The organism is Sphingomonas echinoides ATCC 14820, from assembly GCF_000241465.1.
Lineage (GTDB): Bacteria > Pseudomonadota > Alphaproteobacteria > Sphingomonadales > Sphingomonadaceae > Sphingomonas > Sphingomonas echinoides.
Genome location: NZ_JH584235.1, coordinates 2,059,429 through 2,074,838, shown reverse-complemented (window position 1 = coordinate 2,074,838; position 15,410 = coordinate 2,059,429). Strand labels below are relative to the sequence as shown.

The following is a 15,410-nucleotide window of genomic DNA, read 5'->3' as shown; positions in this document are numbered from 1 at the left end:
GCCTGTCGAAGCACCTCACGCCCCACAAGCGGCGGTGCCACAAGCGATGGCCCTTCGACAGGCTCAGGGCGAACGGTGTGCAGGGCGGTCATGCCCCGGGCACCGCGACATGATCGATCGCTTGGGCCAATTGTTCGAGCCACAAGTCCGGTCCGTCCTCGACGATGGTCGACGCGCTTTCGAGCACGAACGATCCCCGCGCCACGCTGGCATCGCCGACCGCGAAGATCTGGCGGGGCAATTTGCCCTCGAGCAAGGCGACATCGTCGGGGTGAACCCGCAGCATCGCCGATTCGGTGGCATCGGTGAGCAAGTCGGCGGCGGCTTCGATCCGCTGGGCCAGCCGGTCGGACGAAATGCCGGCTTCGCCGACCAGCCGCGTGACCAGGAACAGCACGGTTTCGCGCAAGCGACGCGCAACCGCTTCGCGGTCGATCCGGTCGTTCGACTGCAGCGCCTGGCTGAGCGATTCGAGCAGGACGCGGTCGCGCTCCGCCAGCGCGGTCATTTCGGCGCGCGCGGCATCGCCGCCTTCGACATAGCCGATCGCATAGCCCGCTTCATGCGCGACCGCGACCGGGTCGACAAAGGGCGTTGTCGGCGGGGCCGGGTTGGCATCGAACGGATCCCAGCCTGCGGTCGGATTGGTGCCGGGGGCGGCGGGCGAGAAATGCCGCGGGCGTTCGCCCTCGCTGCCGTGCGGGGAGAAGGAAACCGGCCCGCGCTCGGCGCGCTCGCGCAAGTCGGCGGCGGCAAAGCCCGCGACCCGCGGCGCGAAGGCGGCCTGCAGCGCTTCGGCCACGCCCTGGCTGCGCGCGGAAAATCCGGCGGTGAATTCAGACATAATCGTCTTCACCCGCGCCCATTTGGATGGTGCCGTCCTTGGCGAGGTTGCGTGCGATCTGGATGATCACCTTTTGCGCGTCGAGCACTTCGCTCAGCTTCATCGGTCCGCGCGCCTCCATCTCGTCGCGAATGCCGTCGGCGGCGCGGCTCGACATGCAGCCGAGGAAGCGCCCGCGAATGCTTTCGTCCACGCCCTTGAGCGCGCGGGTGAGGATGTCGCTGTCGATGTTGCGGATGAGCGTGCCCAGATTCTTGTCGTCGAGTTCGAGCAGGTTTTCGAACACGAACATCGCTTCCTCGATCGCCTTGGCGACGTCGCGGTCGATCTTGAACAATTTCGGCATCACGCGCAGTTCGGTCGCCTTGCGACCGCTCGACAGGATCTTGGCGGCATCGCGCGTGCCGCCCAGCGTCACCCCGGCCGATGCCTGTGCGGCCCCGGCGCGGTTGGCGAGCATCGTGCGCAGCGTTTCGACCGCTTCGGGCGTGATCGGCCCCAGCCGCGCAAGCCGGTGCAGGATGTCGGGCTGTGCCGCATCGGGCATCAGTTCGAGCACTTGTGCGCCGACGCTCGGTTCCAGATTGGCGATCAGCACGGCGGCGATCTGCGGATGTTCCTTCTCGATCATCGCGGCGATTTCGCTGGCGTCGAGCCAGTCGAGCAAATCGAGCTGGCACGCATCTTCAGCGGGGACGATCCGTGCGAGCACGCTGTCGGCCTTTTCCTGCCCCAACGCGCGCGTCATCACCGCTTCGATCCGCGGACGCGGGTCGAAGCCGATCGCGGTGCGCTCGCGCGCCTTGCCGACGAAATCGTCGAGCGCATATTCGACCTCGACCTCGCTGACATCGGCGACCGCAAACATCGCCTTGCCAAGCTGCCGCACTTCTTCGGGGTCGAGCTTCTGCAGGATCGCGGCGGCTTCTTCCTCGCCGACCAGCATCATCAACACGGCGGCACGTTCGACGCCGGTAAAGGTGCGCATGGGAGCGTTCATGACTTGATCATGTCCCGAACGGCGAGCGCGGCGCGCGCCGGATTGTCGCGGGTGAAGCCGCGCACCATGCCGATGCGATCGTCATAGTTGCGGGCACTTTCCAGCGCGTCGATGCTGACGGGCTGGTCGGTCGGCGGCGGCGGAGCTTGTCCGCCACCCTGCGCTTCGCTCAGCAGATCGCGACCGAGCGCCGGGCGGTCCTGCGGCGCGACCGGTTCTGGGTCCTTTTTCATCAAGCTCTTGGCGAGCGGCCGGACGCCGAGGAACAAGACCAGCAAGGCGATCACCAGTGCCGTCGCGTTGCGCGCGACCACCGGCAGCCAGCCTGCTTCATACCAGGGCTGCTTGTCGTCCAGCGCGGTTCCGCCAGCGAATTTGCGGCTGATCACGGTGACGCGGTCGCCCCGGCTGGGGTTGAAGCCCACCGCCGTCTGGACGAGCTGGGTGACTTGCTGGATCTCCATGGTGCCGCGCGGCTTACCGGTTTCGGGGTCGCGCAGCAGCACCGCGACCGACAGCCGCGTGATCGTGCCGGGCGCGGTGCGGCTGACCGATACTTCTTTCCCTAGATCATAAGCGCGCGAATATTGGTCGCTCGCCTTCATCGCATCGCTGACCACTCCGGCAGCGGCGGCCACCACCGGTGCAGCGGCACCGGGGGTCGATACGCCCGAGCCTGCGGGCGGTGCCGGGGTCGGCGTCGCGGCGGGCTGCGGGGCGGACAGGGTGGATGCGGGCGGCGGCGTGTTGGACAGCGCGCCCGGAATGCCGCCGGGGGCTTGCGCGTCCTTGCCGTTGCCGGTCCACTGGCCCTGCTCGACGCGGAGCGCGCCTTGCTTGTCATAGCTTTCGCGCGTCGCCTGGGTTTCGTTCAGGTCGACATCGGCCTGGATTTCGGCGGTGAAATTGCCCGCGCCGATCAGCGGGGTGAGCAATTGCACGACCTGGGCACGGTACTTTTCCTCGACGCGCCGCTGGAAGGCGATGCGTTCGTCGCTGGCAATGCCGAGCTGGCTTTGGTTGGCCCCCTTGGTGAGCAACCCACCCATCTGGTCGACGATGGTGACGCCTTCGGGCTTCATGCCCGGCACCGAGGAGGCGACGAGGTTGACGATCGAGGACACTTGCGCGTCGCCGAGCGACCGGCCCGGTTGTAGCTTGACGATCACCGAGGCGGACGGCGCGGCATTGTCGCGCACGAACACCGATTGTTCGGGCGTGGCGAGGTGGACGCGGGCTTCGGCAACGGCGTCGATCTCCTGGATCGACCGGGCGAGTTCGGTCTCGCGCGCCTGGCGCAGGCGTTCGCCTTCGACGGCACGCGACACGCCCATCGGAAGATTGTCGAGGATTTGATATCCGCCGGGCGCAGCCTTGGGCAGGCCTTGCCCTGCAAGCAGAATGCGGGCGCGCGAATAATCGTCTTCCGCAACTGTCAGCGCGCCGGTGCCGGGGTCAATCCGCGAGGTGATGTTGGCCTGTTGCAAGGCGGCCGTCACCGACGCCTTGTCGCTATCGGCAAGGCCGGAGAACAGCGTCTTTTGCGTCGGCGTTGCAAGCATCATCCAGGCGAGCGCGGCAGCGGCGATCAAGCCGACGAGCAGTACCATCGGCAAGCTGCGGCGGACGGCTGGCTGCGCCAGCAGACCCTGGATCTGCTGCAAGGGGTTGGCGAAGCGTTCGGGCACCAGGGCGGCGACACCGGACTGCGGGGCGGGGGTGAGGGCGTTGCTCATCTATCTTAGACCGGCATGCTCATAATGTCCTTGTATGCGGACAACAGTTTGTTGCGGACTTGCAGCGTCGCTTCGAACCCGACCGAGGCTTGCTGACGCGCCATCATCACCTTGGCGATGTCGATCGTCTCGCCGCGTTCATAGGCTTCGGACAGCTTGCCGGCCTCGACCTGGCCCTGGTTCACGCTCTTCAGCGCGTCTTCCATGGTCGCGGCGAAGCTCGCGGGCTTGGCCGCAGCCGCCGGGGCGGCTCCCGATGTGGTGCCAGCCCGGGCCAGCGCCTGGTTGCGTTCGAGGATCTGCGCGCGCAGCGCCATCACCCGGTCGACGCCCATCGCGCCGCCACCGCCAATGCCGTCGATGCTCATGCCCAGGCCGTCCGGTTGGTGGCGGGCACGATGTCATCGCCCTGTTCGCGCGCCTTGGCGAGGCGGTAGCGCAGCGTACGCTCCGAGATGCCAAGCCGCTTGGCGGTTTCGGTGCGGCTGCCGTTGCACGCCGCGAGCGTTTCGCGGATCGCCTGGAATTCGTGCATCTGGACGATGTTGCCAAGCGTCGCGGGCTGCCCCGGCTGGTCGTTGGCGGCGCGCGCGGCGGGGCGATCGAACACAATGTGTTCGGCCGAAATCGTGTCGCCACCGGCGAACAGCAACGCGCGCTGCACGACGTTTTCCAGCTCGCGGACATTGCCCGGCCAATCGTGGCGGATCAGCAGATCGATCGCCGACTGGTCAGGCCAGGGGATCGTCATGCGATTGCCGGCATGGCGCAGGATCAGCGTTGCGGCGAGCGCGGGCACATCCTGCGGGCGATCGGCAAGCGGCTTGGTGGTGAGCGGGAAGACCGAGAGGCGGTAATAAAGATCGGCGCGGAAGCGGCCGGCCGCGACTTCATCCTGCAGATCGCGATTGGCGCAAGCGATGACGCGCACGTCGATCGCCTGCGGCGTGGTCGCGCCGATCGGGACGATCTCGCGTTCCTGCAGCGCGCGCAGCAGTTTGGCCTGCAATTGCAGCGGCAGTTCGGCGATTTCGTCGAGCAGCAGCGTGCCGCCATGCGCGGCGCGGAAAAAGCCTTCGCCGCCCGACGATGCGCCCGTGAATGCGCCCTTCTGATGGCCGAACAGCAATGCCTCCAGCATCGTCTCCGGCAAGGCAGCGCAATTGATCGCGACGAACGGCCCGGCGGCACGCGCCGATTTCAGATGAATCGAGCGCGCCAGCACTTCCTTGCCGGTGCCGGTCGGGCCGTTGATCAGGACGGTGATGTCGGCGGCGGCAACGCGATCGGCGAGCGCGTGGAGCGCCAGGCTTTCAGGGTCGGCGGCCGTCGGCATTTCGGGCTCGGCGAGCAATGCGCGGACGAAGCCCGCGCCAACCGCCGCATCGGCACCGGAAAACGCGATGCGGGCCGGATGGCCGTCACGCGAGGGCACGATGTAACGCCCCTCGGTGCCGATCACGACCGTTCGCGCAGCGGCGGGGGGCGTTTCGCCGTCCGCGACCAGATACAGGTCGCCGCTGCGCAGCTTGCCGTCTTCGAAGCTGCCGATCGCGAAGCCTTGCGCGCGCAAGGTCGAAACCAGCGCATAATGCTGGCGAAGGATCGCGGCGGATGGGATGATGGATCGCATGAAATTCCCCCTGGTCAATCCAGGGAATGCCCTACCCGTGGTAAACGACCCGTTAAGGACGTTGCAAAGCGGCAATATTTTTCCGGCGGCAATCGGCCGTCGCCGCAACATTGTGCACAAGGGTGTCGGTGCGGACAAAAGCGCGTGGTTTGCAAAAGTGCTTAATCCCTGCCGCGACCGGTCGTTACCTGTGATGGCGGCTCGGCTCTCCGATAGGGGGCGGCGGGATTGCCGAACCACGATGGAGACACATCATGACTGTTATCGGAACCAACGTCGCCGCACTGCGCGCGACCAATGCGTCGAACACCGCCAGCGCTGCGCTGGCAACCAGCATCGAGCGTCTGTCGACCGGCAAGCGCATCAACTCGGCCAAGGACGACGCGGCTGGCCTCGCCATCGCTTCCTCGCTGACCTCGCAGATCAAGGGTCAGAATCAGGCGATCCGCAACGCCAATGACGGCATCGCGCTGTCGCAGACCGCAGACGGCGCGCTCGGCGAAGTCACCAACATCCTGCAGCGCGTTCGCGAGCTTGCCGTTCAGTCGGCATCGGGCACCTATGCAGCGGGCGATCGTACCAACCTGCAGGCCGAAGTTACGCAGCTGACCGGTCAGCTGAGCGACATTCAGAGCAAGACCAACTTCAACGGCGTGTCGCTGCTCGGCACCACGGCCGCGACCGTGAAAATCCAGACGGGTTCGTCGGCAACCGATACGGTTTCGCTCGCCGTTGGCGGCCTGGATCTGTCCGGCGTGACCGGTTCCGACATTTCGACCGCAGCCGGTGCAACCACTGCGCTTGGTGCGCTCGACACCGCGCTGGCGGCTGTCAACACGACGCGGGCAACGCTGGGTGCGGGCCAAAGCCGCCTGAGCTCGGTGGTCAACAACCTGACGACCAACGTCGCCAATCTGACCGACGCCCGCAGCCGCATCGAAGACGTCGACTTCTCGACCGAGACGACCAGCCTCGCCAAGGCGCAGATCCTCAGCCAGGCCTCGACCGCGCTGCTCGCTCAGGCGAACCAGTCGCAGCAGGGCGTGCTGAAGCTGCTCGGCTAAGACGGACCGGCCCTGGCACCCGACCCCCTATACGGGTGTCGGGGCCGACCGGGATCTCTTGCGTACGCGCGGGACGGTCCAACGAAAACCCCGGCGATCCAGCAGGGTCGCCGGGGTTTTTGGTGTCGGGGTGTCGGACGAAACCGACGCTAGCGCTGGCGAATGGGCACTCTACCAGCTCCGGTTAAGCTCGTCGCCATCACCGAAGCGTTGCACGGACGCCGACCTCTCCACCCGCACTTGCCAACTCGCGTTCGGCTTGGATGAAGCCATAGGCCGGCACCACTTCTCCCGCGCGGTTCGCAACCGCCGCCCAGTCCTCTACCAGTTGCGCTCCGGCCGTATCGCGCGTGCCGATGTACAGGCCTTGCGACAGCGTGACGTGCGCGGTCGCAAAATGCCCGGCTCCGGCGCACAGGATGGTGCGCGTGGGGGCTTCCTCCCCGGTCAACGCCAACAGCCCGGGGCTGACAAAGGCCGGATCAAGCAGCGCCAGGCTCTCATCGGAGAGCACGCCGCGAGTCATTTGCGTCGCAGCGGTCGGGGCGAGGCAATTCACCCGAATACCGTATTTCTCCCCTTCAATCGCCAGCGTCTGCATCAGACCAACCAGCGCCATTTTCGCCGCACCGTAATTTGCCTGGCCGAAATTGCCGTACAGTCCGGAAGATGAGGTCGTCATCACGATCCGCCCGTAACGCTGCGCGCGCATCGTCTCCCAAACGGCTTTGGTGCAGATCGCTGCACCCATTAGATGCACGTCAACGACCAGCCGGAAATCGTCGAGGCTCATCTTGGTGAAGCTCTTGTCGCGCAATATGCCGGCATTGTTGATCAGAATGTCGATCCGCCCCCAGCGCTGCATCACCGTTTCCGCCATCGCGGCGACCGCGTCTGGCTCGGTCACCGAGGCCCCGATACCGATCGCATCGCCGCCCTCGGCCACGATCGCCGCAGCGACGCTCTCGGCCGCCTCGATCGAAACATCGTTGACGACGACGCGCGCGCCGTGCCGCGCGAGATAGCGCGCGTGCTCCCGCCCGAGCCCGCCGCCGGCACCCGTCACGATCGCAACTCGGTCCTGCAATGACATCCAACCCTCCTATGATTTTGCTCTGCATAGCCGCAGATAAAATCACTCTCAAGAGAGTTAGTGAGTTGTCAGAAAATGGGGTCGGCGTGGCCGCTCAGCGGCAGATTGCCAGGAAACCGCCGGCCATGAACTTGGCCATATGTTCCTTGACCGCGACGAAATCGTCCGAGCGGCTGATCCCGCCCGAGAGTTTGTCGATCCGCCCGGTCCGCGCGAGCGTCAGCATCAGCGAGCCGGTCACGAAGTGATATCCCCAGAAAATCTTGCGCTCGTCGCAATCGGGCAAGGCGCGCTTCAACAGTTCGATCAGCCGCAGCACGACCGGGTCGAAATGCGTGTCCATCAATTCGGCCCCCCATTCCGGCGTATTGGCGACCTGCGCGCCGAGCTTGGCATAGTTCCGCCAGCCTTCGCCTCCCTCGATATACAAATCGAGGTCGGTATCGAGGAATGCGTGCAACGCGCCCTCCACCGTCGGCTTGCCGCCACAGGCCGCTTCATAATCGGCCAGCGCCTTCATGCGCCGCTCACTCGTAACCACGGCACGCCGCGAGAAGACGGCATCAAACAGCGCTTTCTTGTCGGCGAAATAGTAATTGAGCAGCGTGTGATGGACCCCGACGCGCTTGGCGACCTCTTTCAGCGTTACGCCATATAGGCCGTGCTGCGAGAACAGCTCTTCCGCCGTATCGAGGATCAGCTCCATCGTCTCGGCGCGTTGTTCGGCCCTGCGCGGTCGCCGTACCGGTTTCGTCTCTTCGCTCACGAGGACCGTCCTTTCAGCCTCCACGCCGGGCGTCAAGGCGTGATCAATCATTCACACGCGTGAGAGTGAGAGTTGACAGCGCGAAGTGTCGCCCACATGATGCCCTCAACGATAAGACGCACGCCGACGGAGAGGTCGCATGGATATTCTGGCAGCGGAGCCGCGCGTTCGGCCGAACACCGCTGCGGCCGCACGGCGACGGGGCATCGTCCTCGTCACGCTGACGTTCGTCTATGTCCTGAACTTTCTCGACCGCCAACTGCTCGGGATCCTGGCCAAGCCGATTCAGGACACGCTGCACATCACCGACGGTCAGTTGGGGCTGATTGGCGGGCTGTATTTCGCCTTCTTCTACTGCTTCATCGCGATCCCCGTTGGCTGGTTCGCCGACCGGACCAATCGCGTGAGCGTGGTTGCGCTCGCCTGTGCGATCTGGAGCGGGGCGACGATTGCTTGCGGGCTGGCGGCGACCTTCCCGCAATTGGTGATCGCGCGGATGACGGTTGGGTTTGGCGAGGCGGGCGGGGTGCCGCCCTCTTATGCGATCATCACCGACACATTTCCGCCGGGCACGCGCGGGACCGCGCTCAGCATCTACAATCTCGGGCCACCGATCGGAGCGGCAATCGGCATTGCGTTCGGCGCATCGATCGCGGCGGCGTTCGACTGGCGCTACGCTTTTATCGCCATCGGTGGGATCGGCGTGGTCACCGCGATCGCGGTGCGGTTGCTGATCCGCGAGCCAGTCCGCGGTGCCCTGGACGATGCGGCAACGACCCGGCCCGCCGACGCGCTGCCCTTCTGGCGGACGGTCGGGGCGTTCTTCACCAATCCCGTATTGCTGCTCGTGTCGATCGGCAGTGGCGCGACGCAATTCGTGACCTATGGGCTCGGCAATTTCGCGGTGCTGTTCCTGATCCGCGAAAAGGGCATGACCCTGAAGGAAATCGCGGTGTGGTATGCGATCGCGGTGGCGCTCGGCATGGGCGGTGGGATGCTGATCTCGGGGCGTGTGATCGACCGCCTGATCAAGCGATCGCGGCGAGTCTATGCGATCGGGCCGGCCGTATCACTGGCGATCGCGCTGCCCTTCTACGTCGCGTTCGTTTGGGCTCCGACCTGGCCGCTGGCCTTGGTGTTGCTCACCGTGGTGATGCTGCTCAACTATTTCTATCTCTCGGCGTCGGTCGCGCTGGTGCAGGAAGAGGTGCGCCCCGATCAGCGTGTTCTGTCCGGGGCCTTGCTGTTGCTGGTGATGAACTTCATCGGGCTCGGGCTGGGGCCCACCTATGTCGGCGCGGCGAGCGATTATTTCGCTGCGCGCGGCGTGGCGCACGCTCTGCAGATCGCCCTGTACACGCTGGCACCCGCCTATCTGGTCGCCATCGCCTTGTTTTTGTGGCTCGGTCGCGTCCTGCGCCGGAGCGGTTTCGTCGGAAAGGTTGCCGCATGATCGCGTTTCGCCGTTTCAAAGTTCTTGCCGCCCTTGCGCTGGCGCTTCCTGCAGCGACGCATGCGAGCGAGACCGCGCCCATCGTCGCCGCCCCGGCGGGGGCGGTGCAGGGGGCGGCCGACGGGTCGATCCGCGTGTTCCGGGGCATTCCCTATGCAACCCCGCCGGTGCAATCGCTGCGCTGGCGACCCCCGGTAGCGCTGCCGCGCTGGCAAGGCGTCCGCCCCGCCACCGCGTTCGGGCCCGCCTGCGTCCAGCCACAGAGCAAGACGCCGTCGTCAATCTATAGCGGCGATCCGATGCCGGTGAGCGAGGATTGCCTGACGCTCAACATCTGGACGCCCGCCAAGGCGGATAAGGCACCGGTGTTTCTCTGGATTCACGGCGGTGCGCTGGTGGGCGGATCGAGCCGCGACCCGGTGTATGACGGCAAGCGTCTTGCCGAGCGTGGGGTGATCGTCGTGTCGATCAACTATCGGCTGGGCGTGCTCGGCTGGCTGGCCCATCCCGGCCTGAGCGCAGAATCGCCGCAGCATGTGTCGGGCAATTACGGTCTGCTCGACCAGATTGCGGCGCTGCAATGGGTGAAGGCCAATATCTCGGCTTTTGGCGGGGATCCGGCCAGGGTGACGATCGCGGGCGAATCTGCTGGCGGGCTGAGCGTGATGTACTTGCTCGAATCGCCGCTGGCGCGCGGCCTCTTCTCTCGGGCGATTGTCGAGAGCGGCTACATGATCTCGATGCCCGAACTCCGCAAGGCGGTGTACGGAGCGCCCTCGGGCGAGGGGGCGGGGCAAATGCTGGCTGCCGCACTACAGGCACCCGACGTGGCGGCGCTGCGCGGCATCGATGCGCAGACGCTGACCAATGCTGCGGCGGGCATGGGCTATGGCCCCTGGGGCACGGTCGACGGGCGCGTGCTGCCCGAGCAGATGGTCTCGGCCTTCGCCGCGGGCCGACAGGCGGCGGTGCCGCTGCTGGTCGGGTTCAATCAGGGCGAAATCCGGTCGCTGACGGTGCTTGCGCCCAACGCTCCGGCGACGGCCGCCGATTATGAAAAAGGCATTCGCGATCGCTATGGCGATCTCGCCGATGCGTTCCTGCGATTGTATCCGGCGGCCGGCTATAAGCAGAGCATTCTCGCGACGACGCGCGACGCGCTCTACGGCTGGACCGCGGAGCGCCTGGCGCGCACGCAAACCGCGATCGGGCAATCGGCCTATCTCTATCTGTTCGATCACGGCTATCGCGCCGCCGATGATGCCGGGCTGCACGCATTCCATGCCAGCGAATTGCCGTTCGTGTTCGGCACCTTCGATCGCACCCCGCCGCGTTGGCCGCGCGTCGAGGATGTGCCGGTGAACCGCGCGCTGTCCGACGCGATGGCGGATTATTGGGCGAGCTTCGCGCAGGGCGGCCAGCCGGTCGCGGCACAGGCACCGGCGTGGCCCGCGTTCGGCAGCGGCGAAAGCTATCTTCACTTCACCGATGTGCCGCGGGTCGAAACCAAGCTGATGCCCGGCATGTTTGCGCTCAACGAAACGGTGATGTGCCGCCACAAGGCGACCGGCAAGATCGGATGGAACTGGAACGTCGGGCTGGCCGCACCGAAGCTTCCGGCGGCGAGCGCGGAGTGTCCTTGAGCGTGCCGGCGCAGCCCCCGCTTGGGAGGCTGCCTTGGGCGGCTGCGCGCCTCGCTACCGCGCTACCTTGGTTAGCGGGATGGTCCCCGCGGCAAGCTCGGCATTAAGCCGCAGCTTGTCGATCTTGCCGGTCGCGGCGAGCGGCATGGCTTCGATTTGCGCGACCTGGTCGGGAATCCAGAAATCGGCGACCTTGCCGCGCAACAGCGCGATCAGCGTAGCGGGCGTTACGTCCGCCTCCGCCGTCTCGACGATCAGCACGGGGCGTTCGCCCCATCGCTCGTCGGCGCGCGCGATCACCGCGACGTGCCGCACCGCCGGGTGCATCCCGATCAGCGCCTCGATCTCGTTCGGGTTGATCCATTCCCCGCCCGATTTGATCAAATCCTTGGCGCGCCCGCAGATCGTAAGATTGCCCTCGCCATCGATCATCGCGAGGTCGCCTGTGTCGAAAAATCCCTCTTCGTCGAGCGCGTCGCTCTGCGCCTTGAAATAACGGTCGAGCACGCTCGCCCCGCGCACCTTGAGATGACCAAGCGTGTCGCGCTGGCGCGCGAGCGTTACCCCCGCTGCATCGGTCAGCTTCAACTCGACGCCAAGCGGGGGGCGGCCCGACGCGCCACGGCTCTGCGCGGTCGGATAAGGCGGCGATATCGTGCCGGTCGGCGACAATTCGGTCATCCCCCAACTCGTCTGGACATGCACACCCAGACGCTCTTCGATCCGGCGGATCAGCGCTTCGGGACAGCTCGATCCGCCGATCAGGACACGCTCAAGGTCGGGCAGCGTTTCGCCCGTGCGTTCGAGGTGATCGACCAGCCCAAGCCACACGGTCTGCACGCCGACCGCGATGGTCACGCGCTCGTCGCGCATCACCCGCGCGAGACTCGCGCCGTCGAGCATCCGCCCGGGCAGGACGAGCTTGGTACCCGCCCCCGGCGCGGCGAAGGGCAGGCCCCAGCCATTGGCATGGAACATCGGTACGCCGAGCAGCAGCACATCGCGCGCCGTCAGCGCCATCGCATCGGCCTGCAGCGCGCGCAGCGTGTGGAGATAGTTGGAACGGTGGGTGTAGACGACCCCCTTGGGTCGTCCGGTCGTGCCCGAGGTGTAGCACAGCCCTGCGGCGACGGTCTCCGCAAAGTCGCCCCACAGCGTTTCGACACCATGCCGTTCCAGCAGGTCGTCATAGGCCCAAAGCCGCGCCGGATGCGTGCCGATCGGGGTGCCCTGCGGCAGTGGAGCGTCGATCACCACCACATGCGCGACCTCGGGACAGTCGGCGAGGACGTCGCGCAACACCGGCAGCAGATCGGACGCGACGACGATCACGCGGTCCTCGGCTTCGTTGATCATCGTCGCGAGATGCGCGGGCGTCAGCCGTGGGTTGAGCGTATGGCACACAAGCCCGATGCCCATCGCGGCGTAATAGGTTTCGAGATGCGCCTGGGTGTTCCAGGCCAGCGTCCCGATCCGGTCGCCGAACCCCAGGCCAAGCGTGCGCAGCGCCCCCGACAGGCGGTTGCTCCGCAGGCGCAAGGCACCATAGCCGATCCGTCGGACCGCCTGCCCGGCATCGGCCTCTACGATCTGCGTATCACCGAACCACTGTGCGGCATGATCCAGGAACTTCTCGACGGTCAGGCCGTATGTTTGCATGGTGCTTTCGAAACTCGCGGGTAAGGGCCGCCGCCTGCACAGGCGACGGCCAGGCGGTACAGGTCAGAACGTTTTGAGCACCTTGACGCCGTACTGGCGTGGCGGCCCGGCGAAATCGAGGCCGCTGTTGAGTGCCGCGACATAATGCTGGTCGGTCAAATTGGTGCCATAAGCGGTGACGGTCCAGCTCTTGTGCTGGAACGCCACCTGCGCGCCGAGAATGTTGCGCTCGCCGAGCCGATCGCCCTGCGCTGCATTCTCGAACAGCGTTGCCCATTGCGCCGCGATATGTCCGAAATTGACGCGCGGGGTCAGCGTGTCGCCGCTCGCGAAACGATGTTCGTACGAGGCACCAAGGTTAAAGGTGAGGTTGGGCGCGTAGGTCTGCTCGCGCCCCTTTAAGTTGAGGCAGGTCGCGGTGGCGGGGCCGGTGGTTGGCGAACACGGCGCAAATGACCCGCCGGTGCGCGTGTCGAGCGCGTAGAACTGCGCCAACTCACTGTGCAAGGCGTTGATCCCGGCGTCGAAGGTGAAGCTCCCCAGCTTGAAATCGGCCTCGGCTTCGAAGCCATAGATCTTGGTCGTGCCGGGGACGTTGATCTCGAAGCCGAACACCGGCAGCGTCGGATACCCCACGATCACCTGGAAATTTTCATAGTCGTTGTAGAAGGCGTCGATCGTCGTGTGGATGCGGCCGCCGGCGAAATTCGCCTTCCAGCCGGCTTCATACGAACGCACCTTTTCGGGCTGGAATGGCGGTGTGGCCAGACCCGAGCCGACCGGCACGTTGATCCCGCCCGGGCGGAAGCCGGTTGCGACGAAGCCGTAGAGATAGTTGTTGGGGTCGATCACCCAGCCGAGCGATGCCTTGTACGAGAAATTGTTCGATTTGATCTGCTGGTCGTCGCGCAGCAGCAGCCCGTTCTGGTTGATGTCGACATGGTTGGTCGATTGGCTGGCGGTGTAGCGCCCGCCCAGATCAACCGTCAGCCGCGGCGTGATCTTGAAGCCGACCTGGCCGAACACCGCGAGCGACCGCTCGGGGTTGCGCCCTTGCAGTGTATATTGCCCGGCGGCGGTGCCGAGCGGCTGCCCGGCACCGGGCGCGTCGATCACGAATTGGTAGGGCGGCAGCCAGAAATAGGTATTCCAGAGCCCGAACGCGCCGACCAACCAGGTGAACCGCTGGTTATCGGGTGAGATGAGGTTGAATTCCTGGCTGAACTGCGTTTCGGTGGTGGTGTCGAAGAAGATGTAATTTTTCTGCGCGGGCGCAGTTGGCGTGGCGGCGACATTCGCGGTGGCGTTGGTGCCGTCGAGGTCGGCGCGGTACAGCGTGTTGCCGGTCTGGAAGCCGCTGATCGAGCGGAACTTGACCCCACCGGCAAATTGGTAATCGATCTTGAGTACGGTGCGGACGAATTTGTCGCGCGCCTCCTGCGGCATGTTGGCGGTGATATCGAACAGGTCGCGGTAATTGGGGTTGGCGACGGTGCCGCCCGCCAGCGTCAGGGTCTTGGAGCGATTGGTGAACGGGTCGGCCGGATAGGCCCCCATGTCGAGATAATCGAGATCGGTCTTGGACAGGATCGACAGGCGGTCGGTCGGCTTCCACAGGAAGCTGATCCGCCCCGCGATCGAGCGTACGCTGCCGTTATTGCCGGTATAGGCCGCGCCGCCGGGTCCGGTAATGTGGTAGAAGCCGTCGCGCCGCTCGCCCGAAAAGGCAACGCGCGCGGCGAAGGTGTCGCTGATCGGCAAATTGACCGCGCCCTGGCCGTTCAGATCGTTATAATTGCCGTAGCTCGCGGCGAGATAGCCGTGCGAGCCGCCGCCGATGATCGGATCGTTGGTGTTGGCGAACACCGCGCCGCCCGTGGAATTCTGCCCGACCGACGTGCCTTGCGGCCCGCGCAGAATCTGGATGTTCGCGATGTCGAAATAGGGTTCTTCCTGGAAATAGCCCGGAAAGGTCGGCACGCCGTCGCGATAGGTGATGACGCCGGTGGTGGTCTGTGAATTATGCTCGGCCTTGCCGATGCCGCGAATGTTGAACTCCAGCCCCTGGCCGAAATTGTTGACGACGACGCTCGGCACCGCAAATTGCAGTGCGTCGATATTGACGACGCCCTTATTGGCAAGATCCGCCCCGGACAGCACCGACGCAGCGATCGGCGTCTGCGACAGCTTGTCGTTGCGGCGCAGCGCGGTGACGACAATATCCTGGCTGCTATCGCCGGGCGCTTCCGCCGTTGTCGCGGTCCCCACCGGAGCCGGTACCGTTTGCGCGATTGCCGCGCCACTCGAGGTGAAGGCCAGCGCCGACGCGCTCAGCAACCAAGCACAGCTTTTCATAAGAAGACTTCCCCATCCTCATCCTGACGCGCTCTGCGGCGCGATGGTGATGGGATGCCTGAGTTTTTGCCTTAGTGCAACATTCATTCTCTGTAGAGTTAACGAAAATGCGATTTGACGGGCGGACGCGGTGAAGCGGTCTCCGAAGCTGGGAGCCACCTCGA

12 protein-coding genes are annotated in these 15,410 nt (G+C 65.5%); 3 read left to right on the top strand and 9 right to left on the bottom strand.

Annotation, left to right across the window (positions count from 1 at the left end):
- Positions 1 to 88 precede the first annotated feature (88 nt).
- From ON00_RS09715 to ON00_RS09695, 5 genes are read right to left on the bottom strand one after another with little or no spacing between them, the layout of a single operon-like run.
- Positions 89 to 844 carry a FliH/SctL family protein gene (locus ON00_RS09715; protein WP_010405383.1) on the bottom strand — a complete coding sequence of 252 codons (756 nt, stop codon included), beginning with the start codon at positions 842 to 844 and terminating at the stop codon, positions 89 to 91.
- Positions 837 to 1,844 carry a flagellar motor switch protein FliG gene (gene fliG, locus ON00_RS09710; RefSeq protein ID WP_010405381.1) on the bottom strand — a complete coding sequence of 336 codons (1,008 nt, stop codon included), beginning with the start codon at positions 1,842 to 1,844 and terminating at the stop codon, positions 837 to 839. Before fliG ends, ON00_RS09715 begins: the two co-directional genes overlap by 8 nt.
- Positions 1,841 to 3,580, bottom strand: coding sequence for a flagellar basal-body MS-ring/collar protein FliF (fliF, locus tag ON00_RS09705; RefSeq protein WP_010405380.1), 1,740 nt, complete (start codon positions 3,578 to 3,580; stop codon positions 1,841 to 1,843). Before fliF ends, fliG begins: the two co-directional genes overlap by 4 nt.
- Positions 3,581 to 3,585: 5 nt before the next feature.
- Complete coding sequence (gene fliE / locus ON00_RS09700) at positions 3,586 to 3,948, bottom strand: flagellar hook-basal body complex protein FliE (protein WP_010405378.1); 363 nt, start codon at positions 3,946 to 3,948, stop codon at positions 3,586 to 3,588.
- Positions 3,945 to 5,213 carry a sigma-54 interaction domain-containing protein gene (locus ON00_RS09695; RefSeq protein ID WP_010405377.1) on the bottom strand — a complete coding sequence of 423 codons (1,269 nt, stop codon included), beginning with the start codon at positions 5,211 to 5,213 and terminating at the stop codon, positions 3,945 to 3,947. Before ON00_RS09695 ends, fliE begins: the two co-directional genes overlap by 4 nt.
- A gap of 254 nt (positions 5,214 to 5,467) precedes the next feature.
- On the opposite strand from ON00_RS09695, the gene ON00_RS09690 reads away from it, so the two are divergent.
- Positions 5,468 to 6,277: a flagellin N-terminal helical domain-containing protein gene (locus ON00_RS09690; RefSeq protein ID WP_010405376.1), complete on the top strand. Its 810-nt coding sequence runs from the start codon at positions 5,468 to 5,470 to the stop codon at positions 6,275 to 6,277.
- Between the two features lie 199 nt (positions 6,278 to 6,476).
- Here the strand turns inward: ON00_RS09690 and ON00_RS09685 are convergent, their stop codons facing one another.
- Positions 6,477 to 7,370 carry an SDR family NAD(P)-dependent oxidoreductase gene (locus tag ON00_RS09685; RefSeq protein ID WP_010405375.1) on the bottom strand — a complete coding sequence of 298 codons (894 nt, stop codon included), beginning with the start codon at positions 7,368 to 7,370 and terminating at the stop codon, positions 6,477 to 6,479.
- A gap of 94 nt (positions 7,371 to 7,464) precedes the next feature.
- A complete protein-coding gene (locus ON00_RS09680) occupies positions 7,465 to 8,136 on the bottom strand; it encodes a TetR/AcrR family transcriptional regulator (RefSeq protein ID WP_029622606.1) in 672 nt (223 codons plus the stop codon).
- A gap of 139 nt (positions 8,137 to 8,275) precedes the next feature.
- Here ON00_RS09680 and ON00_RS09675 point away from each other — a divergent pair, with 139 nt between their 5' ends.
- Entirely contained in the window at positions 8,276 to 9,589 is a 1,314-nt protein-coding gene (locus ON00_RS09675) for a spinster family MFS transporter (protein WP_010405373.1), read from the top strand.
- Entirely contained in the window at positions 9,586 to 11,232 is a 1,647-nt protein-coding gene (locus tag ON00_RS09670) for a carboxylesterase/lipase family protein (protein ID WP_010405372.1), read from the top strand. The genes ON00_RS09675 and ON00_RS09670 overlap by 4 nt, the downstream gene beginning before the upstream one ends.
- 54 nt (positions 11,233 to 11,286) lie before the next feature.
- Here ON00_RS09670 and ON00_RS09665 read toward each other — a convergent pair whose 3' ends face one another.
- Together ON00_RS09665 and ON00_RS09660 are read right to left on the bottom strand one after the other, a co-directional pair.
- Positions 11,287 to 12,891 (bottom strand): AMP-binding protein, encoded by a 1,605-nt coding sequence (locus ON00_RS09665; RefSeq protein ID WP_010405371.1) that lies wholly within the window; start codon positions 12,889 to 12,891, stop codon positions 11,287 to 11,289.
- Positions 12,892 to 12,954: 63 nt separating this feature from the next.
- Positions 12,955 to 15,246 (bottom strand): TonB-dependent receptor, encoded by a 2,292-nt coding sequence (locus ON00_RS09660; protein WP_010405370.1) that lies wholly within the window; start codon positions 15,244 to 15,246, stop codon positions 12,955 to 12,957.
- Between the last annotated feature and the right edge of the window lie 164 nt (positions 15,247 to 15,410).